Genomic DNA, 25,506 nt, shown 5'->3' on the forward strand with positions numbered 1-25,506 from the left:
AGCAGAAGACCATCCGAAGCCCATGAACGGGGATAATGCATCTTTCGGCATTGACTTTCGGCACGCTGTTGAGTTCTCAAAAATCGGGCGCACACCGCGCTTCAAACTTTCGTTTGAAGCTCCGGGGCAACTCGCCAAACTTTACTGTTTCGTCCGCGGCCGGTCAAATCGGCCTCTTTCGTCCCAGTCCCCCTGCGTGACTCAGTGTCCGAAACCCGCCGAGGCGTGTTTCGGCTTCCGAGACCTTCAGGGAGTTTGTCGGAGGACCGGCCGCTTTCGCGTCCTGCGCCTCGCTCCAACAAGAAGAACATTACTGACATTCGCGGTGCGGATGCAAATCGGGGTCCTGGACCCCTCCGATGCCCGCCGGCCGCGGCCTTCTCGTCCCTCTGTTCCCATCCGCCACTCACGTCTCCGCGAGCGGTGGAACCTCCATCATCCACCCCCGGTCAAGGGGCGGCAGGTGGATCGGGTGGGAGACGATCGCTCGTCCCCCACCCGAGGTACCGCGACTGTCCGGCAGACGCCTCTCGGCGAGTGGCCGCTCGAAGCGGCGGAGGTTGAGGCCCGGGGTCATACATCGGACAGTCGAGAGGTGTAACCCCGGTGCTCGCACACCTATTCCCGGGTGTGCGTCGCTCAGGTGATGCGCGTGCAGGGGATCTCCTCGTCGTTCTGGATGAAGACCAGGTCGCCGTCGCGGAGCTCGAGCTCGGTGTCTGCGGTGGAGGCTGCGAACCTGGTCGCGGAGCGCCCGCTGAAGTGCAACGGGTTCTGCTTCTCGAACGTCACCTCGAGTCCACTCCCCCGCAGTACGACATCGAACGCCGGGCCGCCGTCCAGCCGGTACGCACCGGCCAGTTCAGCTGGAGCCTGTGACGGGAGATCCGGCAGCTCGACGTCCATCGGGTAGCCCTCCCAGCCGTACGCCGCGGCTGCCGCAGCGAAAGCGCGCAGGACGAGCCACATGCCGTTGTCGCTGTTGGTCATCACCGCCGCGCCCTGTCCGCTGTCCCGGTAGGCCAGCAGATGGCACTTGAATCCTTCGTTGCCTCCGCTGTGGCCGAAGCGCTGACCGGCGTCGTCGAGGAACAGTCCCAGTCCGAGATGGCTCAGGCCACCGATCCGCTCGCTGGCAGAGATCTGGGGCGTGAGCATCTCGCGGGCGAGGTCTGGCGACAACACCGCACCATCCACGCCTGCGTAGGCCTGATGGATGCCGATGGCGAACTTGGCGAGATCGGTCGGGGTTGTCCACAATCCTGCCGCGGCCAACTCCGGGTAGGCATGCCAGCGTCCGTCGATGGGCCGGCCTACCTCGTCGTGAGCTGTCGCTGCGGTGGCGTACAGCTCTGGCGGTAGCGGTTGGGCGTAGTCGCTGGCTGACATGTTGAGTGGTTCGAGAACCAGTTCCCGGGCGAGTTGCCGGAACGGTGTGCCCGTCACGTCCTCGAGAAGCTGTTGCAGGACGATTGTGCCGCCGCCGGCGTACCGGAACTGGGTCCCGGGGACGGTGTCGACGCGTACGCCGAAGGTGTTGGTCGGGCTGACGCCGTCGAGGATCTGCCTGGTAGTCGGGAGCGTGGCCTCATGGTGGTACCCAGGGAATCCGTGCACCGTGAGGCCCGCACTGTGGCTGGCCAACTGCCGCAACGTGACGACCGGCTGCCAATCTCCAGTGGGCGGCACTTGCCACGACGTCAGCCGTTTGTTCACATCCTCATCGAGATCCAGCAGGCCGCGATCGACCAGCCGGAGCATCGCGAGGACCGCGACCGGCTTGCTGATCGAGCACGCCTGGAACAAGGTGCCCGGTCCCACCGGCGCAGACTCGCCTGCCTGCATCACGCCGGCGGTCCCGGTGTACCTGATCTCGCCACCCTCGATCACCGCCCAGCTCGCGCCGGGCACCCGGAACTTCTCGAGATCGGCCTCGATCCCCTCGCGCAGAACGTCCACGTTCCCTCCCCTCGGCTCCAACCGGCTCGGAGCCTCGTGGAGGGAACGCTACGACGCGAACGGTGCTACCTCGACGGTTGCGGCGCGCTGCAGTCGATCTTCGGGTTCGCGCCGATGTAGTTCAGTGGACCGGCGACGATGGTGACCAGCGTCGTACCCACCTTGGCGCACGTCGCGTCCGAACCCGCGAAGTAGTTCCGCTGGACCGCGGCCGCGAGGCCGATCAGCAACCAGACGAGAACGATGATCGTGATGGCTCGGGAACCGGTCGTAGACGCTCTACGTGTGCGCATGTCCACCTCCTGGCTGGGCGCACCCCCGTGTGGAACTCCCTTCCGGTGCCCGCTGCGTGACCGCCGGAAACGCAGAGTCAGACTTCGCGACAGTCGTAGTACGGCTTGATGTGCTTGTTCACGTAGGCGCCGATGCTCGGTGCGGCGAGCAGAGCGGCGTACGTCGGCTGCGGGACTTCGTCGTACTGGTAGACGTACCCGTTGACGTACTCGAGCTCGAGCGTGCCGTCGGACCAGCCGACCGACTTGATGCTCGACGAGTTCACCGGCCGCCGTCTCATGCCTCACTCCTTCTGTACGCCGCCACAGGTCAGTGTGCCGGTGATCGCTCCGGCTCGGGCGACTCCAGGCGCGCCACGGCGCGGGCGAGGTCGCCGATGGCTGTGTTGAGCTGGTCGAGCACGGCGTGGTCGAGCGGGATCCGTCGCTCGTCCAGGCCGAGATTGGCCTCGAACCGGACCAAGGCATCAGGCGGCGCGTTCTTGAGTGAGGTGTCGAGTGCCTCCTGTAAGTACGGACTGGGCACGATCTCGGGTCTCTCCCGCCACTTCGTGACCGTGCGAGGCGCAATGCCGAGGTGCTCGGCGAAGGCTTCGTTCGTCAGCCGCAGCGCCGTCCGCAAGGCGTGCGCGTGCCGGCCGGTCCATTCTTCGATGACTGTCATCGGGTTCGCTCCTTGGGCGTCGATCACTCCTTGCAATCAGATTACGGCGATTGGGTGACCGTCGGAGTGCACAATTTGTGCCCTGTGGATACCGGTTGGGTTCATGGTGCGGACCGGCTCCGGCGCGTTGACTTCAGGCATGAACGAGATCGGCGGAAGAACCCCGACGCTGCTGCGGACGATCCCGCGCCGGCGTCATCTGAAGGTCGCGAACAAGTCCGGGCCACGCTGCTTCCAGCTGGTCCGTCATGTCGACGTCTCCGGCATCAGCGGTACGGGCGTCGTCGCCGAAGGGGTCGAGTGGAGCGACGGGACGGTGGCCCTGCACTGGGGAGGCCGCTATCCCACCACCACGGTCTGGCCGGACGGCGTGCACGCACTGCTCACCGTCCACGGCCACAACGGTGCGACCACGATTCGCTGGCTGGACGAGTAGCCATGTGGACCCGATCTCGGTGGGGCGGGCCTCCCCTGCAGCCGGCCCGCCTCACCGACCTACTCCGAGAAGAACTGCTCGCGGTACTCGGCCGGCGTCTCCGTGCTCGATCGGGGTGCAGAGCCGTTCAGTCCCGGAGACGTGGTGGGCGTCGCGCTCGGCTTGTCGACCTCGCTTGGGGGCTGCGTGCCGGCGTCAGGCGGGGCCGGCTGCTGGTGCGATTCGTCCGGTTCCACCAGAGTGTCGACCGCGGCGTTGAAGGCGAGTTCGGCCCGGGTCGGCTTGGTGTGCTCGATGGCGTCGGCGGACGCACGCCGTGCCGGGAGGTCGTTGGCGGCCGCGGACAGTTCGGCGAGGGTGTCGAGCAGACCGAGGGCCGTCTCGACCTCGCCGGGGTGATTGACCAGCCACCAGACCGCAGCCGAGCCAGGCGTAGCAAAGACGTCGTCCTTCAGGTATGCGCGTTTGTCCTGCTCCATCCGGCGTTCGAGCAGAGTCGTCTGCTCCCGGCGGTGCAGAGCCGCGAGATGCTGGAGATGCTTCTGGTCCGCGTCGGGCAGCCGCAGCCGGATCTCGGTCGCCCAGCAGCGCACCTGTCCCTTCTCGTCCAACGCGGGCTCACCAAGGGTCGCGGCGAGGCGGTGCTGGTTGAGCGACTCCTCGGTGACCTGTTGGGTCGCGGTCAGAGCTCTGGCCCGCTCGAGCAAGGCGTGGACGGCGACCGCACCGAGGTCCGCGTGGCGCGAGCCCGACAGCACGGTGGACCACTGCACCACCGCCGAGAAGCTGAACTGGAAGTCGGGCGACGCGGACGGCAGCCGGATGTCGGCCACCGTGCGCGACGGCGGTCCGGAGAAGACGGGGTCCGGATCGGGCAAGACGACGGATGGTGCCGGCGTCTGCCTGGCGATCACGGGACGCGGTTCGTCGGGCTGCTTCCAGACCACCGCCAGCAGGATGAGCAGCACCACCGTGAGTACAACGGCAGCCCAGGCCGGGAGGCCGACGACGAGCGATACGACGTAGAGGACCAGGACAATCGCGGCAGCAGTCAGGAGGGAATTCCGGTGGAGCTTCATGGTGGCGTTCCTTCACCGCGTCGGGCGGACGTCAGTAGGTCGGCGAATGCATACCGGACGGCTTCCCCGTCCTCCGCCACCCAGGTCACCGGCAACCCAGACCACGGATCCCGCCACTCAGCGAGACCACAAAAAGTCTCACATGCGCCACCGAAAGTAGCCGCCCGGAGCGTGTCGGTAGCCGAGCGTGAGTCAGCCGGTGAGGGAGCGGAGGGCTCGGCGGGACGGGGTGAGCACCACGGGCTTGTACGGGCAGCGGGCGTCGGTGAGAGTTTCGTAGGCGCGGATGGCTCGGTTGGCGGCGTCCCAGCCCTGCTCGGCGGGGGTGCGGCCGAGGCCGCGATTGCGGACCAAGGCGCCGTAGAAGGCGGAGCAGAAGACGGTCGCCTCGTACCAGCCGATGACCGTGCTGGTCCCGATGTAGGTGATGTCGTCCTGGAGACAGTCGCGGATGGCCCGCTGCCATTTGCCGATGCCGGTCTTGCAGCCGTCGGCGATGACGACACCACTCGCAATGCCCCACTGCCGGTCGAGGAACCACTCCGCGAGCGAGCGCAGCGAGACCTGGGTCTTCCCGTCGGTCGAGAGGAACGACGGCTCCTCGCTGTGGTCACCGTGTGCCATCACGTGCAGGACGGTCGACGGGGTGGTCAGGGCCGAGAACGCGGTCTCGTGGTCGCGGGTGCGGACGAAGTTCACATCGATCACCGGCTGGTCCCAGCCGGCGTTGATGTTGCCGGTGATGCCCTGGACGAAGCTCATCGAGGCGTCGAACGAACTGTCCAGACCGAGATCCACCAGGGTGATCAGCCGGTTCTTCATTCGCCCATCCCTCCCAAGCGTTTCCTTCCCCGCCGCACCATGATGAACCACGGATCCGACAGTTCGCGCCCCTGTTTATCTGGGCTGAGACGGCCCGCTCGGGTCCGGGCCGGACCGTACGACGTACGGCGGTCGGGCGCCGGTGGAGGACGCGGGAGCGGACCGTGAGCGGCGGTACGGTGGCGGGGCAGCGGCTGCCGAAGGAGGACAGGATGAGTCAGGTTCCGAGTGTCACGCTGAGTCATGGATCGGTGATGCCACGGGTCGGTCTGGGAACGTCACCGATGAACGACGCGGACGCGGAACGGGCAGTCAGTCAGGCGCTCGAGGTTGGATATCGGCTGTTCGACACGGCGGAGAACTACCGCAACGAGGTCGGGGTCGGACGGGCGCTGCGTGGTGCGCCGCGCGACCAGGTGTTCGTCACGTCGAAGTTCAACAAGCGGTGGCACAGCGTCGACGGGGCGCGGACCGCATTCGAGGCCAGCGCGGAGAAGCTAGGCCTCGAGTACCTCGACCTGCTGCTGATTCATTGGCCTAACCCGGAGCAGGACCGGTACGTCGACGCGTGGCGCGGGCTGATCGAGTTGCGGGAGGCGGGGTTGGTGCGGGCGATCGGTACGTCGAACTTCAAGCCTGCTCACCTGTCGCGGCTCATCGACGAGACCGGGGTGGCGCCTGAGGTCAATCAAGTGCAGCTGAGTCCGGTGTGGGCGAAGGCCGCGGAGCGGGAGTTCCATGCGCAGCACGGGATCGTCACCGAGGCGTGGAGTCCGTTGGGTAAGGGGACCGATCTGCTGAGCCATCCGGCTGTGCAGGAGATTGCCAAGGCCCATGGGCGGTCGCCGGGTCAGGTGGTTCTGCGTTGGGAGACCCAGCAGGACGTCGTACCGATTCCCAAGTCAGCCAACCCAGGCCGGCTCGCCGACAACCTGGATATCTTCGACTTCGACCTGACGCCCGCCCAGCTGTCCGCCCTAGCAGCCCTCGACGGCACCAGCCGCCCCGCCGCCAACTCAGACCACTCCGGCCACTAACCACCACCCCCGGACCTCCCCGGACCGGCGCAGAACGGGCGGCTGCTCGTTTGAGCGGGGTTAGGGCTTGTGGGCTAGGTAGTAGGCGTTGAAGGCGTCTGCTTCTACTTGGGCGATGTCTATGGAGGCGAAGCCGGCGTTGGTGAGCATTTCGTGGGCCTTCTGATGGCCCCAGACGGTGCCGAGGCCGGTGCCGCCGGCGGACAGGGAGACGGTCATGCAGTGCATGGTCGAGACGCCGTACAGGAAGGTCGCGAACGGGTTGTCCAGGTTGTCTTCGAGGTTGCTCGACGCCTGGATGTCGACCATCAGGAACACACCGCCTGGGCGCAGCGACGCCGCGATTCCGGCGAGCACCGCCGCCGGCTGTGCCTGGTCGTGGATCGCGTCGAAGGCGGTGACGAGGTCGAATCGTTCGTACTCCCCCAGGTCAGCAACATCGCGAACCACGAACTCCGCGTTCCCCAGACCGTCCGCCTCGGCACGACCGGCCGCGATGCCTTCCGTGGAGATGTCGTAGCCGACGCACCGACTCCGCGGATAGGCCGCGGCGATCAGGTTGATGGCGTGCCCGCTGCCACAACCGATGTCCGCAACGTCGATGCCGTCGACGAGCCGCTCCGGCAGTCCAGGGACCAGCGGCAGGATCGAGTCGAGTAGTGCCGCATCGAAGAGGGCACCACTGTCTTCGGCCATCAGCCGGTGGAACTCGGTGTACTCCGCGTACGGAACACCGCCACCGTGGCGGAAGCACTCGATCAACCGCGACTCCACTCCCGCAAGCAATGCGATGAACTGCGTCGCGCCCGCGAGGTTGTCCGGCCCGGCAGCGCGGGTCAGGAGAGCGGCGTGTTCCCGCGGTAACCAGTAGGTCCGGCGCTCGGCGTCGTACTCCACCATCCGCGCGACCGTCATCCCGCCCAGCCACTCCCGCACGTACCGCTCCTGCAGGCCCGCGGCTCCCGCGAGCTCATGACTCGTGACGGGCGGCAGTTCCGCCATCGTGTCGAATAGGCCCACCTGATGTCCGATGCTCATGAGCAGCGTGAGCACCCCATGGTTGAGCACCTCACCCATCTGCGCGCCGAAAGCCTCGACGCGTGGAGTGTCCAAAAGCATTGTCCGCACCTCCCACAGGCAGCATCACCCCGGAAGATCGCGCGCAGCATCGGTGAACTCGCCTATTCCTCCAGGCGGGTGAGGTACGCGGCCGCCTCGGTCCGGTTACGGACTCCGAGCTTGGACAAGATGCTGGCCACGTGATGCTCGACGGTACGGCGGCTGATGTACAGCCGGGCCGCGATCTCCGGATTGGGCAGCCCGTCGGCCAGCACCGCGAGTACGTCCCGCTCCCGTTTCGTCAGCAAACCAAGGCCCCTGGGACCGGACCGAGCCGCGGACACACCAGCTGCCCGTAGCCACGCAGCCGCCGCATCCGCATCGCGCGAGGCACCGACGTCCTCGAACACCGTGAGCGCCATCCGCGCCTCAGCCACAGCGGGCGCCGAGCCGCCCTCGGCACAGAGCGCCTCGGCCAGCAGCATCCGGGTCCGCGCGACCTCGACCGGCATCTCCAGCAGACCGAACCACGTCAGCGCCGCCGACAACCGGCGTACCGCCACATCAGCCTCTGCCTGGGCCAGCAATACTCGCCCACACAACCGGGCAGCCCGTGCCGCGATCAGTCCGCTGTCGGTCGTCGTACCCAGAGCAGACAGGTGTTCGGCCTCCACAGCAGCGCCCGCAGCGTCGCCGCGAGCGAGACAGGCCTCGCCAAGCACCTCACGGAGTCGGGCCGCCTCCAGCGGATTCGCATCGACGAGCTGACGCCGCACGAGCGACTCAGCCATCGCCGCGTCCCCGGCCGCGAGGTGGACGGCCGCCAGCACCGGCCGTACGACGGGGCGATCCTCGAAGCCGGCGAGGAGCTGCCGAGCCTCGGCAACCCGGCCCTGGCCAAGCCGGAGCTCGGCCAGGAGGGCAGCCGCCTCTGCCTGGACGGCAGGCAACGAGTTACGCGCCAACGCGGCCGCGGCGGTCAGCTCGTTCTCCGCGCGTGGCCAATCGCCGGTCGACACCAGGACAGCGCCGTACGCCGCTCGGCAGGTCGAGTGGAGGTACGGACAGCCGTAGCGATCGATGAACTCGTCCAGCGAACGCATCCACTGCACAACGCGCAGGAAGTCCGCACCGCGCACGCACGACCGCATCAGCAGACAGCTGGTGAGGACGACCGTGTCAGGTCGAGCCCCCTCGCCACCCAGCGCGCCGGCCAGAGCCTCGTCCAGCAACGCGGTGCCTTCCAGCACCTGCCCGAGGTCGATCAGGGCCGCACCCCAGATGCTCAGCGCGCACAGCTCGAGGTCGCGATCCTCCGCCACCGCAGCAACGTCGTACGCCGCTTCCGACCAGGCTGCGGCGAGCTCGGGATCGTCGCCGGACGACGCCCGGGCCAGCGACGCCCACGCCACCAGTACGGGCTCGGCGACCTCCGAGGCGATGCGGACTGCCCGTGCTGCCCATCCCTGTGCTGCGGCGCGATCCCCGAAGTTCGCGTCGTACGAGAGGCTGAGGCCAAGGGCCACGAAGACGGCGTCTGCAGGATCGGACTGACGGTAGAGCGCGTAGGCGCGTTCCCAGCAGGAGAAGGCGGCGGGTACGTCGCCCAGCCACCACTGGGCGTCACCCAGCCCAGCCAGACCTCGAGCCGTTGCCGAGATCCCGACTGCTTCCGCGAACACCGCGCGCGCCGCGCTCCAGTCTCCCTCGCCGAGTGCCTTCGCCCCGGTCGCGAGGAGACCGTCGATCCCCTCCACAGCTTCGACGGTAAACGCGCCGCGGTCCCCGGGAAATAGGCAATTCCGTGTTCGGCCCCATCTACGCGGTGGCTCGCTGCGAAGGCCCGGGCATTCGACCCCGACACTCGGAAGGACAGGACATGACTCTGCGCAATCGCGCCACGATCGTGGCCCTCGCCGCGGTGCTGGCGGCGGGCTCGCCGGCTGCGGCCGGCAATCATCACGCGACAGAAGGCCCGTCATCGTTGGGTCCGGTGTTCGTCCTGGACGGAGGTCGTTACAGCGCCTTCGACCCGCCCGACGGCATCAGCGCCAACGAGTTCGTCGACCTCAACGACCGCGGACAGGTCGCCGGAACGTACGTCGACGCCGACACCGGAGCCAGCCACGGGTTCCTCCGCGAGAAGCGCGGCCGGTTCACCCGCTTCGACGCTCCGGGCGCGATCGACACCTACGTCGCTGAGATCAACGACCGCGGCCAGATCGTTGGCACCGCCTGCGACTCCGAACCGTGCACGCAGTACGGCTTCCTGCGCGACGCACGCCGCTTCGCCACGATCCGCAAGCCGGGCGCCGTCGCCACCCAGGCGTTCGGCCTGGACGACCGCGGTCGGATCGCCGGCGACTACCTCGACAAGGGCGGCAAGTATCACGGCTACCTGTGGGCGAACCGGAAGTTCACCACCATCGACGTCCGCGGCGCCGCCGGGACAACGCTGATGGGCGTCAACGACCGCGGTGACACGGTCGGGCTGTACTTCGAGTCCGACGGATCCATCCACGCGTTCTTCCGCGACGCCCGCGGCCGGGTCACCACGATCGACGCGCCGGACGCGAAGCTGACCTTCCCCGCCGACATCAACGACCGCGGCCAGATCGCCGGTTTCACCACGGATGCGCTGCCGTTGCCCACGGCCACCAATATTCAAGGATTCGTGCTGAGGAACGGACCCACCGGCCCCGTCACTCGGATCGACTACCCCGGCGCGTCGCGAACGATCGTGTTCGGCCTCAACGACCACGGCAGCATCACCGGCGTCTACGAGAACCCGACCCCAGCCGGCGGCGCCCCGCCCAAGGAGGACCGATGAAGACCCGCGCCCTGGCAGGCATATCCGCCGTCGCGCTCGCCACACTCGCCGTACTTCCCGCAGCAGCCGACCCACCGCCGACCGCCGTGGGGAACACAATCCACGGGTTCGTGGTCGCGGACGGCCGACCGCGCACGGTCGACCACCCCCGGGCCACGACCACTCCCGCCACATCAGACGGGTACGCCGGGACCGGCACGCTCGGGATCAACGACCGCGGCGACATTCTCGGTGTGTACGTGGATCGACGCGGCGGCATCATCCGTCACTTCGTCCTCGACCGGAAGGGTCGCTACCGCGAGATCGCACCACCCCGCCAACGCCCACCCGGCCTGTCCGACGAACTGGTCGACATCAACAACCGCGGCGAGATCGTGGGCTTCTACGACGACGACCAGGGGTTCACGACCACGTCGTTCCTCCGCACCAGGAGCGGCCGGTACGTCGGCATCCGCTACCCCGGCTCGCAGGTGACCGGCGTACTGAAGATCAACGACCGGCGTCAGGCCGTCGGCATCTACGCCGACAGCACCGGGGTCCACGGCATGCTCTGGGACAACGGTCGCTACCGGACCGTCGACGTCCCGGATGCCACTGCCACGCTGCTGACCGGGATCAACAACAGAGGTCAGATCGTCGGGTCGTACGTCGACAAGGACGGTGCGTACCACGGCTTCCGCCGGGACCCGGCCGGCGACATCGCGACTCTTCCCGAGGCTCCCGGCGCCGACCCCACCAGCGGAGGGACGCAGCCGGCCTCGATCAACGAACGCGGTCAGATCGTCGGACTCGCGTACGACGCCAACGGCGGATCCCGAGCGTTCCGGTTCCAGCGCAGCCGCTACACGATGTTCGACGGCCCGGATGCGACGTACACCCGCGCGCTCGACCTCAACAACCGCGGCCAGATCGTCGGCGACTACGGCACCAACCCGCCCCGCTCGAGCCCATAGGTAGACGCGCTGCGGCCCCCGGGGAATGTGGGAAGTTCCCGGGGGCCGTGGCGCTATCAGCTGGGGTGGTGCGGCGGCGGACAGCACACCCGCCGCCGCACCCCGTTGGTGTCAGCTGCAGCCGGAGGTGCTGCCGCAGCCTTCGCAGACGTAGCAGGAGCCGCTCGGACGCATCTTCGTGCCGCAGGTGAAGCACAGTGGTGCGTCGACCGACGTACCCGTGATGAGCTCGAACATCTCGGCGGTCGTGCGGACCTCAGAGGTGTCGAGCGGCTTGGCCGCGGCCGCTTCCGCCACGACCGGCTTGTCGGCGCTCTCGGCGGCCGGCTCGACCGACTTCAACGACTCGGCCTCGGAGACCTCGACCGGGGCCGGCTCGTAGGAACCGGTGTCGAGCTGCCGGGACCGCTCGTCCGCGGAGTAGATGCCCAGGGCGGCCCGGTCGTCGAACGGCAGGTAGTCCAGGGCCAGGCGCCGGAAGATGTAGTCCATGATCGACTGCGCCATCCGCACGTCCGGGTCGTCGGTCAGACCGGCCGGCTCGAACTTCAGGTTGGTGAACTTCTGGACGTAGGTCTCCAGCGGTACGCCGTGCTGCAGCGCGATCGAGATCGCGATCGAGAAGGCGTCCATCACCCCGGCCAGGGTCGAACCCTGCTTGCCCATCTTCAGGAAGACCTCGCCCAGACCGTCGTCCGGGTAGGAGCCGGCGGTCATGTACCCCTCGGCGCCGCCGACGCTGAACGACGTGGTCCGCGAGGGCCGCGACTTCGGCAGGCGCTTGCGGGTCGGCCGGTACTCGATGATCTTCTCGACGACCTTCTCCGCGACCGCATCGGTGTCCGCCGAGGCCGATGCCGCGGCGGCCTCGGAGGCCTTCTTCGCCTTGGCGTCGGCCAGCGGCTGACCGACCTTGCAGTTGTCGCGATAGACCGCGAGCGCCTTCAGGCCGAGCTTCCAGCCCTGGAAGTAGACGTCGGCGATCTCCTCGACCGTCGCGGTCTCCGGCAGGTTCACCGTCTTGGAGATCGCGCCGGACAGGAACGGCTGCGCGGCCGCCATCATCCGGACGTGGCCCATCGGCTTGATCGACCGCTCACCCATCGCGGTGTCGAAGATCTCGTAGTGCTCCGGCTTCAGGCCGGGAGCGTCGACCACGTGACCGTGCTCGGCGATGTACTCGACGATCGCCTCGATCGTCTCCTCGGTGTAGCTGTACTGACGCAGCGCCCGCGGCACGGTCTGGTTGACGATCTGCATCGAGCCGCCGCCGACCAGCTTCTTGAACTTGACCAGCGAGAAGTCCGGCTCGATCCCGGTGGTGTCGCAGTCCATCATGAAGCCGATGGTGCCGGTCGGTGCGAGCACCGAGGCCTGCGCGTTCCGCCAGCCGTTCTTGCCGCCGACCTTCAGTACGGCGTCCCACGCGGCCGTGGCGTGCGTGTGCACGTCCTTGTCGATCTCGTGCAGCGTCCGGATCGCGTCGTTGGCCGCGGCGTGCTTGCGCATCACCCGGGTGTGCGCGTCCTTGTTCCGCTCGAAACCGTCGTACGGGCCGACGACGCCGGCCAGCTCGGCCGAGCGCTTGTACGACGTACCCGTCATCAGCGAGGTGATAGCGCCCGCCAGTGCGCGACCACCGTCGGAGTCGTAGGCGTGACCCGTTGCCATCAGCAACGCACCGAGGTTCGCGTAGCCGATGCCGAGCTGCCGGTACGCGCGGGTGGTGTCGCCGATCGCCTCGGTCGGGAAGTCGGCGAAGCAGATCGAGATGTCCATCGCGGTGATGATCAGCTCGACGGCCTTGACGAACTTCTCCGAGTCGAACAGGTCGTCGTCGCGGAGGAACTTCATCAGGTTCAGCGACGCCAGGTTGCAGGACGAGTTGTCCAGGTGCATGTACTCCGAGCACGGGTTGGACGCGGTGATCCGGCCCGTCTCCGGCGTGGTGTGCCAGTCGTTGATGGTGTCGTCGTACTGCAGACCCGGGTCGGCACAGGCCCACGCGGCCTGGGCGATCTTGTCGAACAGCGACCGCGCGTCGACGGTCTCGATCACCGAGTTGTCCAGCCGCGCCCGCAGCCCGAACTCGCCCTTGTCCTCGACCGCGCGCATGAACTCGTCGGTGACCCGGACCGAGTTGTTGGCGTTCTGGTACTGCACCGAGGTGATGTCGCGACCGCCGAGGTCCATGTCGAAGCCCGCGTCGCGCAGGACCCGGATCTTCTCCTCCTCGCGCATCTTGGTGTCGACGAACTCCTCGATGTCGGGGTGGTCGACGTCGAGCACGACCATCTTGGCCGCGCGCCGGGTGGCGCCGCCGGACTTGATCGTCCCGGCGCTCGCGTCCGCGCCGCGCATGAAGCTGACCGGGCCGGACGCCGTACCGCCGCTGGACTGCAGCAGCTCCTTCGACGAACGGATCCGGGACAGGTTCAGACCGGCGCCGGAGCCGCCCTTGAAGATCAGGCCCTCTTCCTTGTACCAGTTCAGGATCGAGTCCATCGAGTCGTCGACGGCGAGGATGAAGCAGGCCGACACCTGCTGCGGCGACGAGGTCCCGACGTTGAACCAGACCGGCGAGTTGAAGCTGAAGTACTGGTGCAGGAGCATCCAGGTGAGCTCGTGCTCGAACACTTCGGCGTCGGCCGGGGTGGCGAAGTACCCGTGCTCCTCGCCGGCCTTGCGGTAGGTCTTCACGACCCGGTCGAGCAACTGCCGCAGGCTCCACTCGCGGTTGTCGTGACCGACCGCGCCGCGGAAGTACTTCGTGGTGACGATGGTGGACGCGTTCACGCTCCAGTAGTCGGGGAACTCGACCCCGCGCTGCTCGAAGACGGTCTCACCGGTCTTCCAGTTCTGCTGTACGACGTCGCGGCGCTCCCACGTCACCTCGTCGTACGGGTGCGCGCCCTCGGTGGTGAAGATGCGCTCGATGGTGAGTCCCGCGGGCGCGTTCTTGCGCCCACGGAACCCGGCCGCCGACCTCTTGGTCGACCCCGAGTGGCCGGTCACCGTCTCTGTCATGGTTGCTCCTCGCCGTGTGTCTGCACTGCCGCGGTCTGTCGGGACCGCCCCGTTGAGTAACGCCAGGTGTTGCAGATGGTGGTGCTGAATCCCCGATTTATGTCTGCTGGGTCGGCTTCAGCGGGCGCGGCTCGGTGCCCTCAGGCTCCTTCTCCGCCCGCAGCAGCGCGATCTCCGTCTCGAAGTCGTCGGCCGACTCGAACTGCCGGTAGACGCTCGCGAACCGCAGGTAGGCGACCTCGTCGAGCTCCCGCAGCGGCCCGAGGATCGCGAGTCCGACCTCGTGCGCGGGCACCTCCGGCGAGCCGCTCGCCTTGAGCGCGTCCTCGACCTTCTGGCCCAGCCGGGCCAGCGCGTCCACGTCGACCGGCCGGCCCTTGCAGGCCTTGCCGACGCCGTTGATGACCTTCTCCCGGCTGAACGGCTCGGTCGCGCCGGAGCGCTTCACGACCGTAAGCTGCATCTGCTCGACGGTGGTGAACCGCTTCTCGCACACCGGGCACTGCCGGCGGCGGCGGATCGCTCCGCCGTCCTCGGCCACCCTGCTGTCGACGACCCGGGAGTCGACGTGCCGGCAATACGGACAGTGCACGACGAATCACTCCTCCCGTGAGGCCGCCCGTGGGCGTCCTGTGGATCTTTCTGGGGACAACTTGTGTATGACGTGTGCGTAACCGACCACTACCTGTGGAAAATTACACCCGTGTAACCACTACATCTAGCGATCCTAGATCGCTGCTCCGACAGTTTGCAAGAACGCCGGAATCTCGCGCGCGTCTCTTTGTTCCAACACCCGCGCGGCCTGGTGTACTCCCGCGTGGCGCCGCCGGAACGGGCCCGCGGAGGAGCAAACTACGGCCCGCCGAGAGGGTCAGGAGCCGGGCAGGCAGAAGTCGAAATCGCAGCCCTGGTCCGCTCCCAGAACGTGGTCGCGGAACAACTTTCGGTAGCCGGTGACCATCGGCGGGGCGGACACCGGGAGATCGGCTCGGCGCTTGTCCAACTCGTCCGGCGGGACCAGCAGGTCGAGCCGGCCCTCGGACACGGACAGCCGGATCTGATCGCCCGTACGGACCAGAGCGAGCGGACCGCCCAGGGCGGCTTCCGGCGAGACGTGCAGGACGATCGTTCCGTACGCCGTGCCGCTCATGCGCGCGTCGGAGATCCTGACCATGTCACGGACACCGCTCCGGGCGAGCTTGGCCGGGATCGGCAGATAGCCGGCCTCGGGCATACCTGCTCCGAGTGGACCGGCGTTCTGCAGGACCAGTACGTCGGACGGCTCCACATCCAGCGCGGGATCGTCGATCCGGGCTGCCAAGTCCTCCAACGAGCTGAACACGACAGCACGCCCAGTCGTCTCGAAGAGCTCTGGGTCGGCGGCGGACCGCTTGATCAGCGCACCGGACGGCGCCAGAGACCCGCTCAGCCAGACCAGACCGCCCTTGTCCCGGCTCGGATCGCTCATCGGCCGCACGACATCCCGGTCCACCCAGGGCGGTCCGTCACCCAGCCGCTCCCCCAGCGTCTCCCCGGTCACCGTCAACGCAGACAGATCCAGCAAGTCCCGCAGCTCATGCAGTACGGCGGGCAATCCGCCGGAGGCATGTAGATCCTCCATGTAGTGAGCACCGGTCGGCTTCAGCTCGACCAGCACCGGTGTGGTGTCACTCAGCTCTTTCAGCTCGTCCGGATCGATCCTGAGCCCGAGCCGTCCGGCGATCGCAGTCAGGTGGATCAAGGCATTTGTCGACCCACCGATCGCCAACAGCACTCGTAACGCGTTGCGTACCGAGGCTGCGGTGACGACCTGGTCCGGCGTACGGCCGGCCACGGCGATCGACACTGCGGCGGCGCCTGTGGCTTCCCCGATCCGCAGCCGGTCAGCGTGCACCGCGGGAGCCGCAGCGCTGTCCGGCAGAGCCATGCCGAGAGCCTCGACGATGCAGGCCATCGTCGACGCAGTGCCCATGACCGCACAGGTGCCGGCTGTCGTCGCCAGGTTGCGCTCCACCCGCCCGATCTCTTCTTCCGACACCTCACCGGCTCGGTAGCTCGCCCAGAAGCGGCGGCAGTCGGTGCACGCACCCAACCGCTCGCCCTGGTACCGCCCGGTCGACATCGGGCCGGTGACGAGCTGGATCGCCGGGCGCCCAGCGGACAACGCTCCCATCAGCTGCGCCGGAACGGTCTTGTCGCAGCCGCCGACGAGGACGACACCGTCCATCGGCTGGGCCCGGACGAGCTCCTCGACGTCCATCGCCATCAGGTTGCGGTAGACCATCGAGGTCGGCTCGAGGAAGCTCTCCCCCAGCGAGACAGTCGGGAACTCCATCGGCAGTCCACCGGCCGCGATGATGCCGCGGGCCACCGACTTCACCAGCTCCGGCTGTTGCCGGTGGCAAGGGTTGTAGTCGCTGGCCGAGGTGGCGATACCGATCACCGGACGGTCCAGCGACTCCGGTGACCGGCCGCTGGCGTGCAGGAATGCCCGCCGCAGGAATCGCGAGAACTCCGGATCCCCGTAGCTGACCAGCCCCCGGTAGATGCCCTTCGTCATAGTGCTCCTGGGGTCCGACGCAGGTGCTCCTCCAGCAACCGCAGCATGCTCTGCGGTGGTACGGCGGCCGGCGCGCGAACGGCGTCGTAGGTGATCAGCCCGCGCAGGACGAGACTGCGCTTGCGCAGGCCGAGCGCGATCCCGGCCTGGAACTCGAAGTTGACCAGCGGCAGGTAGTCCCGCCAGACCTCCCGCGCCGCCTCGAAGCCACCGGATCGGTACGCCGCCACGCACGCGAGCAGCCCCTCCGGGACGGAGAAGCCGGTCATCGCGCCCGCGGCGCCGACCGCCAGTTCGTCGAGCAGGCAGGTGCCGCCGAGCCCGCCGAAGATCGGTACGTCGAGTCCGGCCGCCAACTCGGCCACCGCGGGCGGGCTCGGCGACGACTCGGACTTCACGGCCACAGCAGACGGCACGGCGCGTACGGCGGCGACCAGATCGGCGGTGGCGATCGAGATACCGGTGATCACCGGGTAGTCCTGGACCACGAGCGGGCGTTCGGTGCGCTCGGCAACCTCGTTCAGATGCTTGCTCAGGGCATCCGGATCGCTGGAGTTCACTTGAACCATGAGTCCGGCCAGGCGAGATCCGACCGCCGGCAACACGTTGGCGGCCTCGGCCACCACCTCGTCGAGCTTCAGTGCGCTGATGCCGATGACGAGCGGCAGCCGAGCCGAGGAGGCAACGACCGTCTCCACCACCGTCCGCCGCTCCGCGGGCGTCAGCCGAGCCGCTTCGCCGAAGACACCGAGCACGGTCAACCCGGTCGCCCCGATGGACTCGTAATGCCGGACCTGCCGCGCCAGCGACTCGGTGTCGACCGCGGATCCGTCCGCCGTCAGTGGCGTCGCCAGCACGCCCCACACCCCGGGATCCAACGTCATGGAACTCCTCTCGTCGTCACCGCGGCGGCCGGTGCCACCCTCTCTGCCCTATCCGGACAGCTTTACCCCACCGGACGGCGAGGAATCAGACCGCCCTGGTCAGAACGAGGAGGCTCAGCGACGGAAGCGGAAGATCGAGGGTGAGAGAGAGCGATCCGTCGACCGTGACCGCGGCGTCCGCCGCGAACCGCTCGAGTCCCTGGCGATCGGTGATCGTCGCGAGCTGCTCAGGCGTCGGATCCTGTGGTTCACCGAGGTCCTGCCAGACCGTGTGGCTGTTGCTGTGGCTGTGGTCGATCCGGTAGTGCTGCACGGTCCAGTCGCCGGAGTCCAGTCCGTTCACCTCGAGGTCCACCCGAGCTGTCGTGGTGTCAGCGGCGTACTGATCGTCGGTGTGCCGCCAGACGAGGACGGCGACGCTGCCGTCGGCCGAGGCGCGGCTCGCGAGCACGTCGACCTCCTCGGCCAGGCCGTTGCCCAAGGCACTGATGTCGGAGATGTCGGCGGAACTGTCGGACGACGCTGCGATCCGGCGGTCGCCGAGCAGCGCGAAAGCCCGGTAGGCGTTCATCAGCGGCTTCTCGACCCCGGCCGCCGTGACGAAACTCCGGGTGCCCTCGAAGTACCGCTCGCCTTCGATCTGGAAGCTCCAGGTGGTTGCCTCGTGCACCTTCGCGGTGTGCTGCTCGTTGAGGTCGAGGACCTTCTTCATCAGCTTGGCCTGGAAGACCGGGTAGTACTCGTTGTTGCGGTAGGCGAAGTTCGAGTTGTCGTAGATCCCCCAGTGCGCGGGCACCGACGCGTCGCACTCGTCCACGATCACCGGCTGACCGGCGTACCGCTGGAACTCTTCGATGACGGCCAGTGCGCGGTCGATCTCGCGGAGCATCTTCGGGGTCGACGGCGACTGCTGCAAGGACGCCGGCGCACCGATCGGGCCGTAGGTGCGCCACGGGGTGAAGTGCGAGCCCTTGGTGTGGAAGGAGACGAAGTCGACGGGCAGGTCGCGGTCTGCGCAGGCCTGCAGGAAGCCGCGGAGGAACTCGGCACCACGGTCGCCACCGGTGACAGCGGGTCCGCCGACCTTCGCCTCGGGGTAGACCTCGCGGATCGACTTGACCGTGACGTCGTACAACTCGTGGAACTGTTCGGGCGTGCCCTTCCAGTACGAGATGTCCGGCTCGTTCCACAGCTCCCACAGCCAGTGCTGCACCTCGTCGGCGCCGTACCGCTCCAGGGCGTGCTCGACGAGTGCGGCGACCAGGCCGCCCCACTTCGCGTAGTCCTTCGGCGGGTAGGTCCACCAGCCGGCCTCGTACCCGCTGTACTGGCTGGGGCTGTCGCCGAACGGGAAGTCGGTCCTCGCCTCCTCCGGGACGAGCGCGAGCGGCGTGAACGCGAGCTCGACCAGGGGATGGTGACCGGCCTCGACGATCGCGTCGTAGGTCAGATCGGCGATGGTGAAGTCGTAGAACGGCTTCCCGTCCGCGTCCTCGTGGTAGACGTTGCCGCTCCCCCAGTGCGGCAGGCCGAAGCCGGTGCCGCTGTTGAAGATGTTGTGCGGCCGGACGTGGTACGGCGTCTCCGCGAACCCACCGATCGTCCGCAGGGTCCGGCGTCCCTGCGGCGTGTAGGTCCAGTTGATCTCGTCGTACCCGAGGCTGGCCCACGGGCGGTCGAGCGCGCCGAGCTCCTGCGCCGCGTCGACGGTCACGTGCACCTGCTGCAGCCGCGGCGCGTCGGGGTCGGACGGGGCATACGGGAGTTGCTGAACCGCGCTGGGAGAGCTGTTCTCGGTCATGTCAGCCTTTCAGTCCGGTTGTATCGATAAACACGCTGCTGCACCAAGGCGCGACCTCTTCCCGTGGCGAGTCTGCGAGTTAGCCTGGTGGGGACATTGTTAAATGTCAATGGTTAACAATCAACGGTTTACATCGATGGAGGAACCAACCGTGGCGGGACCGCTGGATCAGCTCGCTCGGCAGGCCGAGCGCAGTCCTGCCCTGTGGGCGACCGTCGTACCGGCTCTGCGGCAGATGATCGTCAGCGGTGCCCTCGCACCAGGCGCACACCTCCCCGAGGGCGAGCTCGCGGCCGCGCTGGAGATGAGCCGTGGCCCGATCCGGGAGGCGCTGATCGAGCTCGAGCGCGAGGGTCTCGTCGTACTGCGCCGGCATCGCGGCGCGCAGGTGATCGCGCTGACCGATGAGGACATCGAGGAGATCTACACGCTCCGGCTGAGCCTCGAACAACTGGCGATCACCCGAGCACTCCCCCGGTTGACCGACGAGCACCTGGCGACGATGGACGACGTACTCGAGCAGATGCGGGCGCTCGGGCCGGACTACGAGCCGCAGACCGCCCTGGATCTGGACTTCGCGTTCCACGACGTGCTCTACCAGGCCGCCGCGCATTCGCGGCTCGACCGGGCCTGGCAGCAGATCCGCAGCCAGGTCGCGATGCTCCTCCACTCACGGCACGTCGCCCGCCGCGACTTCCACGAGATCGCGTACGCCGAGCACAAAGCCATCCGCGACATCATCACCAGCGGTGACACCACCGCCGCCACCGAAGCCATCAACCACCACCTCACCGGCGCCTATCACCGCCTCATCACGGCGCGCCACTGACCTGCTCCGTGGATGCGTGAGGATGGCGGTATGAGGCCGGTGATTCTTGATGTTGATACGGGGTTGGATGATGCGTGTGCGCTGCTGCTGGCGGCGCGGCATCCTGAGCTCGACCTGAAGGCCGTGACATGTGTTGGCGGGAACGTCGGGCTCGACGACGTGGTGATCAACACGCTGACGGTTCTGGAGGCTGCGGGTCGGACTGACGTGCCTGTGGCTCGGGGAGCCGCGGTGCCGTTGCTCCAGCCGGTTCGCGCGGCGCCGCACGTCCATGGCACGGACGGGCTGGGCGACCTGGACTGGCCGCGGTCGACTCGTACGACGGATGGGCGGCATGCGGTCGAGTTGCTCCGCGACGTACTGCGTGAGGCCGCGGCGACCGGTGAACTCGTGACGCTGATCCCGTTGGCTCCGATGACGAACATCGCGCTGCTGCTCCGGACGTACCCCGAGGCGGCGGCCGGGCTCCACGAGATCGTGTTCATGGGCGGCGCGGCCGGGATCGGGAATGCGACGGCGTCGGCGGAGTTCAACATCTGGACGGATCCAGAGGCGGCTGCGGTCGTCCTCACCGCGGCCGGCGAGCTCGGCGTACCGGTGACGATGTACGGCCTGGATGTGTTCTACGACGTGGTGATCACGATGGAGCAGGCGCGCGGGCTGGGTGGATCGCCGTCGGCGGACCTCGCTCGGCGGTTGATCGAGAAGCGGAGCGAGCTCTACAAGTCGGATGGCGCCAGCATCGGCGACGGCGGCGCAGTGTGTGCGGTGATCGATCCGGATGGGCTGACGACGCAGCCCTTCCCCCTGCGGGTCGAGTTGTCCGGAAGTTGGTCGCGCGGTCGGACGATCGTCGACACCCGTGATTGGGCGGCCGACCTGAGCAGCGATCCCCATGGCCCGTCGCCGACCGTCGTACAGGTCGCGACCGCGGTGGATGGCGCGCGGTACGCCGAGCTCTGGTTGAGTACGGTCAAGTAGCCAGCCCCTGGAGACGGGCGCGCAGTCCGTCCATGAACAGCTCGAGGCCATCGCCGAAGAGATCGGGGCTGCCGTTGGACTCAGCGACCACGGCCGCGAGAGTCCAACGGGCACTGACCTCGAACAGGTGACGCGCCTGCGCTTCGGGTACGCCGAGGTCGACGAGGGATTCGATCTGTGTGCGGACCAGCTCAGCCCGCGAACCCTCACCCCGATCGCGGTCCGGCGTCGCCTTCGCCTGGATCAGGCCGGCCAGGCCGGGATGGTCGGCGTAGAACGCCCGCAGTTCCAACGCCCCCGCCTTGGTGACGGCAATCCACTCGTCGACACTGCGCAGCCCCTGGTACGCCGTGTTGTCGCCGGTGAACTGATCGAACGCGTTCCGTGCGACCAGGTCGAGGAGCTCGTCCTTGTTGTGGACGTGGTGGTAGAGCGACGGCGCCCGGACATTCAGGCGCTCGGCGACGGATCGCATGGTGAGTGCGTCGACCCCGTTGCCGCGGATGACCGCCAGGGCGGCGTCGGCGATCGCGCTGACGGAGATCCCCGCGGCGGCATGGGAGGACGGGTCGCGTCTGGTCACGAAAACCTCGTTGTCGGGTCGGGTCCCGGGCGGTTAAATTGCTGTCTAACGACATTAGACAGCCTACCCGAGGACGGCATCGTGCCTGGACTGCACCCGGACTATCCGTTGCGCACCGAGCGACTCGACCTGCGGCCGCACCGGATGGACGACCTGGACGATCTGTACGCGTTCCACTCGCGGCCCGAGGTGGTGCGGTACACGCCGTGGCCGGTGCGGGACCGGGAGCAGACGCGGGTCGCGCTCGAGACCAAGCTGTCGCAGGGCGAGCTGACCGAACCGGGTCAGTGGCTGGTGCTCGCGATCGAGCTCCGCGAGACGGGGACAGTGATCGGCGAAGTCCTGCTGAAGTGGGCCAGCGAGACGGATCGGCAGGGTGAGATCGGGTTCGCGCTGCACACCGACTACCAGGGCAAGGGCCTGGCCGCGGAGGCTGCACGCGAGGTCCTACGATTGGGTTTCGAGGACCTCGGGCTGCACCGGATCGTCGCGATCCTGGACGACCGCAACACGGCGTCCGCGCAGTTGCTGGAGCGCCTCGGGATGCGGCGCGAGGCACACCACATCCACGCCCTGCTCTTCAAGGGCGAATGGGCGAACGAGTACGTCTACGCTCTCCTCGAGGAGGACTGGCGCGCGACGACCTCCTAGGAGGTTGCGGTGGGGATCGACAACCAGATCTACGACCGGATCGGCGGCGGGTGGTGGGACGAGGCCAATCCGCTGAACATGCTGAACGGGAGCTTCACGCCCGGCCGGTTCGCCTACTTCCGTGGCGTACTCGCTCGCCGTGGACTCGACCCGGCCGGTCTGCGCGCCGTCGATATCGGGTGCGGGGGCGGGTTCATGGCCGAGCAGTTCGCCGAACTCGGGTGCCGGGTCGCGGGCGTCGATCCGTCGGAGGTCTCGGTCAGGACCGCTCGGGAACACGCTGCTTCGTCGAGTCTCACCGTCGGCTATGCGGTCGCATCCGGCGAGCGGCTGCCCTTCGACACCGAGAGCGTTGAGCTCGCGTATTGCTGCGACGTACTCGAGCATGTGTCTGACCTGGAGCGGGTGATCGGGGAGACCGCGCGTGTGCTGAAACCTGGCGGGATCTACTTCTTCGACACGATCAACCGGACGCTCGCCTCGAAAGTCTTGGTGATCAAGGTGGTTCAGGACTGGCGGCCGACGAAGGTCATCGACACCGACGTGCACTCGTGGAACATGTTCATCAAGCCGACGGAACTCGAAGAGACCCTGCGCCGGCACGGGCTGCGCCTGGGCGAGCTCACCGGCCTCGGACCTCGCGCGAACAAACTCGTCGTACTGCGGAGCTACCTGCAAGCCCGCCGCGGGCGCATCACCTTCGGCCGGCTCAGCGAACGCATGGACGTCGGCGAGGTGAAGACCACTGGCGTCTCCTACATGGGCTACGCCATCAAGAACGACTGATCACCGGTCAGCGGGCGATCGGGACCTGGAGAGTCTGACCGGGGACCAGGTCTGCCGGGCCGGACAGCTTGTTGAGGTCGGCGATCTTCTCGACGACAGTCGCCGGGTCCTCCGCCGGGTTGGTGTCCTGGGCGATCGACCACAACGTCTGGCCGGGCGCCACCTGGACCGGCACCGTGTGGGTGAAGTCAGGACCGGGCTCGAGTACGCCGCTGATCCGCAGGCCGAGCACGACGATCGCCGAGCCGAAGACCAGCACGGACAGAGCCGTCATCAGCATCCGGCCGCGCCGGGTCAGCCGCAGCGCCGGCGCCTCGGCCTCCGCGGTCCGCCGGACGCGGGCGGAGTCTGCATGCTGCCGAACGCGGGTCTGCTCGGTCGTGTGCCGGCCGAGCACCTCGCCGGAGCAGGCACGGACCGGCAGTGGCTCCGTCGTCGTACCGGCGATCCTCGGGCGGCGGCGGGGCACGCTGTTCGGAGACGGCGCAACCTCGGGCGCCTGGCGTCCTGCCAGTGCGCCGGCCGCGAGAGCCGCTGTGCTCATCGGATCCTCCAGACCTCGGTCAGTCCACGTCCTGCGGTGTCGATCTCCTGTCTACCGGCCGCCTCCGACAGTTTCTGAGAAGCGGCCTGTTCGACCGGCCCGAACACCTGTTCGATCGAACGCCTGTACGAATGATTAACCGACAGGCACCCGTCGCGCAACCACTTCCAACCACGACACGCCCGGGAAATTCCCTGCCCTGCCAGCGCCTTATAACCCGACACACGAACAAACGTACGAACCGACACGCCTTCGAACAGATGTTTGAAGAATCTCAGGATTCGGTCTACGGTCATGTCAGTCGAGCAAGCTTGGCCGGTGCGCGAGCGGCGGCCCGACCCGAGGAGCAACGACCGATGGCCAGGACGCCGAGCGGTTCCAGTAAGGGCGAGCGCAGCGGTGCGGACGAGGTCGCGGACCGGACCGTGACCGAGCTGCCGGACGGCCCCGCCGACGCCACCGGCCTGACGCCGCGCCAGCGTCGCGTTCTGGACGTCATCCGCGACTCGGTCGACAGCCGTGGATACCCGCCGTCGATGCGCGAGATCGGTGAGCGGGTCGGTCTGACCAGCTCGTCGTCGGTGTCGCACCAGCTCCGTGTGCTGGAGCAGAAGGGCCTGCTCCGCCGCGACCCGAACCGCCCGCGGGCCATCGAGGTCCGCTACCCCGGCGAGGTCGACGCCGCCGCCCGCAGGTCGGCGCTCGGCTCGGTGCGGCAGACGTCGTACGACGAGACCGGAGCCGGCGACGCGCACCCGGACGCGGCGTACGTGCCGGTCGTCGGGCGGATCGCAGCCGGTGGCCCGATCCTGGCCGAGCAGGAGATCGAGGAGATCTTCCCGTTGCCGAAGGCAATGGTCGGCGAGGGCACGCTGTTCATGCTGCGGGTCAAAGGTGAGTCGATGATCGACGCGGCGATCTGCGACGGCGACTGGGTCGTGGTCCGGCAGCAGCCGAACGCCGAGAACGGCGACATCGTGGCCGCGATGATCGACGGCGAGGCGACGGTCAAGACGTTCAAGAAGACCAAGACCGAGATCCTGCTGCTACCACACAACCCGGCCTTCGAGCCGATCGACGGCAAAGATGCCATCATTCTCGGAAAGGTCGTAACAGTTCTGCGCCGTGTCTGACATCTCAGACGGCGAGCGAAGTCGGGCGTGTCGTGTCAGCATTGAACCATGACGACTGTCTATGACTTCAGCGCGCGCCGGATCGAAGGCAATGAACAGTCTCTTGCCGAATTCCGCGACCAGGTGCTCCTGGTGGTGAACACGGCGTCGCAGTGTGCCCAGACTCCGCAGTACACGGGGTTGCAGAAGCTCTACAAGGCTTACCGTAGACAAGGCTTCTCGGTACTGGGTTTCCCCTGCGACCAGTTCGGCCACCAGGAGCCTGGTGACGAGACCGAGATCGCGAACTTCTGCTCGACGATCTATCACGTCACGTTCCCCATGTTCGCCAAGATCGATGTGAACGGGTCCAAGACGCTTCCGCTGTTCAACTGGCTCAAGCGTGAGCAGGGAGGCCTGCTCGGCGGGCGGATCAAGTGGAACTTCACCAAGTTCCTGATCGGCCGTGACGGCGGCGTGATCGCCCGCTACGCCCCGACCCACGCACCGGAGAAACTCGCCGACAAGATCGAGGCGGCACTGGCGATTCCCGCACCGTCCCGGGAATCGAACGACTGAACCATCCGGCGCGGTTCCCGGGGGGAATCGTCGCCGC

The 25,506-nt window shown here is 67.6% G+C and carries 25 protein-coding genes; 10 read left to right on the top strand and 15 right to left on the bottom strand.

Annotated elements, in window-relative coordinates; genetic code table 11:
- Window positions 1–639: 639 nt before the first annotated feature.
- The 4 genes from E0H75_RS33005 to E0H75_RS33020 all read right to left on the bottom strand — a co-directional run bounded on the left by E0H75_RS33005 (window position 640) and on the right by E0H75_RS33020 (window position 2,916).
- Window positions 640–1,959 carry a serine hydrolase domain-containing protein gene (locus tag E0H75_RS33005; RefSeq protein WP_131517645.1) on the bottom strand — a complete coding sequence of 440 codons (1,320 nt, stop codon included), beginning with the start codon at window positions 1,957–1,959 and terminating at the stop codon, window positions 640–642.
- 65 nt (window positions 1,960–2,024) lie between these two features.
- Complete coding sequence (locus tag E0H75_RS33010) at window positions 2,025–2,252, bottom strand: hypothetical protein (protein WP_131517646.1); 228 nt, start codon at window positions 2,250–2,252, stop codon at window positions 2,025–2,027.
- A gap of 77 nt (window positions 2,253–2,329) precedes the next feature.
- Window positions 2,330–2,533, bottom strand: coding sequence for a KTSC domain-containing protein (locus tag E0H75_RS33015; RefSeq protein ID WP_131517647.1), 204 nt, complete (start codon window positions 2,531–2,533; stop codon window positions 2,330–2,332).
- Between the two features lie 29 nt (window positions 2,534–2,562).
- On the bottom strand, window positions 2,563–2,916 hold the full coding sequence (locus tag E0H75_RS33020; protein ID WP_131517648.1) for a helix-turn-helix domain-containing protein: 354 nt from the start codon (window positions 2,914–2,916) through the stop codon (window positions 2,563–2,565).
- Window positions 2,917–3,055: 139 nt separating this feature from the next.
- Here E0H75_RS33020 and E0H75_RS33025 point away from each other — a divergent pair, with 139 nt between their 5' ends.
- A complete protein-coding gene (locus E0H75_RS33025) occupies window positions 3,056–3,352 on the top strand; it encodes a hypothetical protein (protein ID WP_238163409.1) in 297 nt (98 codons plus the stop codon).
- Between the two features lie 59 nt (window positions 3,353–3,411).
- On the opposite strand, the gene E0H75_RS33030 is transcribed toward E0H75_RS33025, so the two are convergent.
- Together E0H75_RS33030 and E0H75_RS33035 are read right to left on the bottom strand one after the other, a co-directional pair.
- Window positions 3,412–4,431, bottom strand: a complete 1,020-nt coding sequence (locus E0H75_RS33030) for a hypothetical protein (protein WP_131517649.1) — start codon at window positions 4,429–4,431, stop codon at window positions 3,412–3,414.
- Between the two features lie 192 nt (window positions 4,432–4,623).
- Complete coding sequence (locus E0H75_RS33035) at window positions 4,624–5,253, bottom strand: hypothetical protein (protein ID WP_131517650.1); 630 nt, start codon at window positions 5,251–5,253, stop codon at window positions 4,624–4,626.
- A gap of 212 nt (window positions 5,254–5,465) precedes the next feature.
- Here E0H75_RS33035 and E0H75_RS33040 point away from each other — a divergent pair, with 212 nt between their 5' ends.
- Window positions 5,466–6,290 carry an aldo/keto reductase gene (locus E0H75_RS33040; protein ID WP_131517651.1) on the top strand — a complete coding sequence of 275 codons (825 nt, stop codon included), beginning with the start codon at window positions 5,466–5,468 and terminating at the stop codon, window positions 6,288–6,290.
- 60 nt (window positions 6,291–6,350) lie between these two features.
- Here the strand turns inward: E0H75_RS33040 and E0H75_RS33045 are convergent, their stop codons facing one another.
- Entirely contained in the window at window positions 6,351–7,409 is a 1,059-nt protein-coding gene (locus E0H75_RS33045) for a class I SAM-dependent methyltransferase (RefSeq protein WP_131517652.1), read from the bottom strand.
- A 62-nt stretch (window positions 7,410–7,471) separates the two neighbouring features.
- Window positions 7,472–9,106 (bottom strand): helix-turn-helix transcriptional regulator, encoded by a 1,635-nt coding sequence (locus E0H75_RS33050; RefSeq protein ID WP_165554196.1) that lies wholly within the window; start codon window positions 9,104–9,106, stop codon window positions 7,472–7,474.
- Between the two features lie 122 nt (window positions 9,107–9,228).
- Here E0H75_RS33050 and E0H75_RS33055 point away from each other — a divergent pair, with 122 nt between their 5' ends.
- Complete coding sequence (locus E0H75_RS33055; protein WP_165554198.1) at window positions 9,229–10,179, top strand: hypothetical protein; 951 nt, start codon at window positions 9,229–9,231, stop codon at window positions 10,177–10,179.
- Window positions 10,176–11,132, top strand: a complete 957-nt coding sequence (locus tag E0H75_RS33060; RefSeq protein WP_131517655.1) for a hypothetical protein — start codon at window positions 10,176–10,178, stop codon at window positions 11,130–11,132. The genes E0H75_RS33055 and E0H75_RS33060 overlap by 4 nt, the downstream gene beginning before the upstream one ends.
- Before the next feature lie 111 nt (window positions 11,133–11,243).
- On the opposite strand, the gene E0H75_RS33065 is transcribed toward E0H75_RS33060, so the two are convergent.
- The 5 genes from E0H75_RS33065 to E0H75_RS33085 all read right to left on the bottom strand — a co-directional run bounded on the left by E0H75_RS33065 (window position 11,244) and on the right by E0H75_RS33085 (window position 19,404).
- Window positions 11,244–14,159 carry a vitamin B12-dependent ribonucleotide reductase gene (locus tag E0H75_RS33065; RefSeq protein ID WP_131517656.1) on the bottom strand — a complete coding sequence of 972 codons (2,916 nt, stop codon included), beginning with the start codon at window positions 14,157–14,159 and terminating at the stop codon, window positions 11,244–11,246.
- A gap of 97 nt (window positions 14,160–14,256) precedes the next feature.
- Window positions 14,257–14,751: a transcriptional regulator NrdR gene (gene nrdR / locus E0H75_RS33070; protein ID WP_131354813.1), complete on the bottom strand. Its 495-nt coding sequence runs from the start codon at window positions 14,749–14,751 to the stop codon at window positions 14,257–14,259.
- 279 nt (window positions 14,752–15,030) lie between these two features.
- Entirely contained in the window at window positions 15,031–16,719 is a 1,689-nt protein-coding gene (locus E0H75_RS33075) for a dihydroxy-acid dehydratase (protein ID WP_131517657.1), read from the bottom strand.
- On the bottom strand, window positions 16,716–17,603 hold the full coding sequence (locus tag E0H75_RS33080; protein ID WP_131517658.1) for a dihydrodipicolinate synthase family protein: 888 nt from the start codon (window positions 17,601–17,603) through the stop codon (window positions 16,716–16,718). The genes E0H75_RS33075 and E0H75_RS33080 overlap by 4 nt, the downstream gene beginning before the upstream one ends.
- A gap of 85 nt (window positions 17,604–17,688) precedes the next feature.
- Window positions 17,689–19,404 carry a GH39 family glycosyl hydrolase gene (locus E0H75_RS33085; RefSeq protein WP_131517659.1) on the bottom strand — a complete coding sequence of 572 codons (1,716 nt, stop codon included), beginning with the start codon at window positions 19,402–19,404 and terminating at the stop codon, window positions 17,689–17,691.
- A 136-nt stretch (window positions 19,405–19,540) separates the two neighbouring features.
- Between E0H75_RS33085 and E0H75_RS33090 the strand changes: the two genes are divergently transcribed.
- Both E0H75_RS33090 and E0H75_RS33095 read left to right on the top strand, forming a co-directional pair.
- The gene (locus E0H75_RS33090; RefSeq protein WP_131517660.1) at window positions 19,541–20,233 is read left to right on the top strand and encodes a GntR family transcriptional regulator; all 693 of its coding nucleotides are present in this window, start codon (window positions 19,541–19,543) and stop codon (window positions 20,231–20,233) included.
- Window positions 20,234–20,263: 30 nt separating this feature from the next.
- Window positions 20,264–21,214: a nucleoside hydrolase gene (locus E0H75_RS33095; protein WP_131517661.1), complete on the top strand. Its 951-nt coding sequence runs from the start codon at window positions 20,264–20,266 to the stop codon at window positions 21,212–21,214.
- Here the strand turns inward: E0H75_RS33095 and E0H75_RS33100 are convergent.
- The gene (locus tag E0H75_RS33100; protein ID WP_131517662.1) at window positions 21,207–21,797 is read right to left on the bottom strand and encodes a TetR/AcrR family transcriptional regulator; all 591 of its coding nucleotides are present in this window, start codon (window positions 21,795–21,797) and stop codon (window positions 21,207–21,209) included. The genes E0H75_RS33095 and E0H75_RS33100 overlap by 8 nt on opposite strands.
- Before the next feature lie 81 nt (window positions 21,798–21,878).
- Between E0H75_RS33100 and E0H75_RS33105 the strand changes: the two genes are divergently transcribed.
- Together E0H75_RS33105 and ubiG are read left to right on the top strand one after the other, a co-directional pair.
- Complete coding sequence (locus tag E0H75_RS33105; protein ID WP_238163410.1) at window positions 21,879–22,448, top strand: GNAT family N-acetyltransferase; 570 nt, start codon at window positions 21,879–21,881, stop codon at window positions 22,446–22,448.
- A 9-nt stretch (window positions 22,449–22,457) separates the two neighbouring features.
- On the top strand, window positions 22,458–23,234 hold the full coding sequence (gene ubiG, locus E0H75_RS33110; RefSeq protein ID WP_131517664.1) for a bifunctional 2-polyprenyl-6-hydroxyphenol methylase/3-demethylubiquinol 3-O-methyltransferase UbiG: 777 nt from the start codon (window positions 22,458–22,460) through the stop codon (window positions 23,232–23,234).
- 7 nt (window positions 23,235–23,241) lie between these two features.
- Here the strand turns inward: ubiG and E0H75_RS33115 are convergent, their stop codons facing one another.
- On the bottom strand, window positions 23,242–23,778 hold the full coding sequence (locus E0H75_RS33115) for a LysM peptidoglycan-binding domain-containing protein (protein ID WP_131517665.1): 537 nt from the start codon (window positions 23,776–23,778) through the stop codon (window positions 23,242–23,244).
- A gap of 356 nt (window positions 23,779–24,134) precedes the next feature.
- On the opposite strand from E0H75_RS33115, the gene lexA reads away from it, so the two are divergent.
- Both lexA and E0H75_RS33125 read left to right on the top strand, forming a co-directional pair.
- Window positions 24,135–24,911, top strand: a complete 777-nt coding sequence (lexA, locus tag E0H75_RS33120; protein ID WP_131517666.1) for a transcriptional repressor LexA — start codon at window positions 24,135–24,137, stop codon at window positions 24,909–24,911.
- A 48-nt stretch (window positions 24,912–24,959) separates the two neighbouring features.
- Window positions 24,960–25,469, top strand: coding sequence for a glutathione peroxidase (locus tag E0H75_RS33125; protein ID WP_131517667.1), 510 nt, complete (start codon window positions 24,960–24,962; stop codon window positions 25,467–25,469).
- Window positions 25,470–25,506: the final 37 nt, after the last annotated feature.

The sequence above is a fragment of the Kribbella capetownensis genome, from assembly GCF_004331485.1.
Taxonomy (GTDB): Bacteria; Actinomycetota; Actinomycetes; order Propionibacteriales; family Kribbellaceae; genus Kribbella; species Kribbella capetownensis.

Coding starts and splice junctions, on each gene's coding strand:
- E0H75_RS33015 (WP_131517647.1), bottom strand. CDS start 2,533: ATGAGACGGCGGCCGGTGAACTCGTCGAGCATCAAGTCGGTCGGCTGG.
- E0H75_RS33065 (WP_131517656.1), bottom strand. CDS start 14,159: ATGACAGAGACGGTGACCGGCCACTCGGGGTCGACCAAGAGGTCGGCG.
- E0H75_RS33060 (WP_131517655.1), top strand. CDS start 10,176: ATGAAGACCCGCGCCCTGGCAGGCATATCCGCCGTCGCGCTCGCCACA.
- E0H75_RS33125 (WP_131517667.1), top strand. CDS start 24,960: ATGACGACTGTCTATGACTTCAGCGCGCGCCGGATCGAAGGCAATGAA.
- E0H75_RS33055 (WP_165554198.1), top strand. CDS start 9,229: ATGACTCTGCGCAATCGCGCCACGATCGTGGCCCTCGCCGCGGTGCTG.
- E0H75_RS33025 (WP_238163409.1), top strand. CDS start 3,056: ATGAACGAGATCGGCGGAAGAACCCCGACGCTGCTGCGGACGATCCCG.
- lexA (WP_131517666.1), top strand. CDS start 24,135: ATGGCCAGGACGCCGAGCGGTTCCAGTAAGGGCGAGCGCAGCGGTGCG.
- E0H75_RS33075 (WP_131517657.1), bottom strand. CDS start 16,719: ATGACGAAGGGCATCTACCGGGGGCTGGTCAGCTACGGGGATCCGGAG.
- E0H75_RS33030 (WP_131517649.1), bottom strand. CDS start 4,431: ATGAAGCTCCACCGGAATTCCCTCCTGACTGCTGCCGCGATTGTCCTG.
- E0H75_RS33090 (WP_131517660.1), top strand. CDS start 19,541: ATGGAGGAACCAACCGTGGCGGGACCGCTGGATCAGCTCGCTCGGCAG.
- E0H75_RS33080 (WP_131517658.1), bottom strand. CDS start 17,603: ATGACGTTGGATCCCGGGGTGTGGGGCGTGCTGGCGACGCCACTGACG.
- E0H75_RS33115 (WP_131517665.1), bottom strand. CDS start 23,778: ATGAGCACAGCGGCTCTCGCGGCCGGCGCACTGGCAGGACGCCAGGCG.
- E0H75_RS33020 (WP_131517648.1), bottom strand. CDS start 2,916: ATGACAGTCATCGAAGAATGGACCGGCCGGCACGCGCACGCCTTGCGG.
- E0H75_RS33095 (WP_131517661.1), top strand. CDS start 20,264: ATGAGGCCGGTGATTCTTGATGTTGATACGGGGTTGGATGATGCGTGT.
- E0H75_RS33010 (WP_131517646.1), bottom strand. CDS start 2,252: ATGCGCACACGTAGAGCGTCTACGACCGGTTCCCGAGCCATCACGATC.
- E0H75_RS33045 (WP_131517652.1), bottom strand. CDS start 7,409: ATGCTTTTGGACACTCCACGCGTCGAGGCTTTCGGCGCGCAGATGGGT.
- E0H75_RS33040 (WP_131517651.1), top strand. CDS start 5,466: ATGAGTCAGGTTCCGAGTGTCACGCTGAGTCATGGATCGGTGATGCCA.
- E0H75_RS33085 (WP_131517659.1), bottom strand. CDS start 19,404: ATGACCGAGAACAGCTCTCCCAGCGCGGTTCAGCAACTCCCGTATGCC.
- E0H75_RS33035 (WP_131517650.1), bottom strand. CDS start 5,253: ATGAAGAACCGGCTGATCACCCTGGTGGATCTCGGTCTGGACAGTTCG.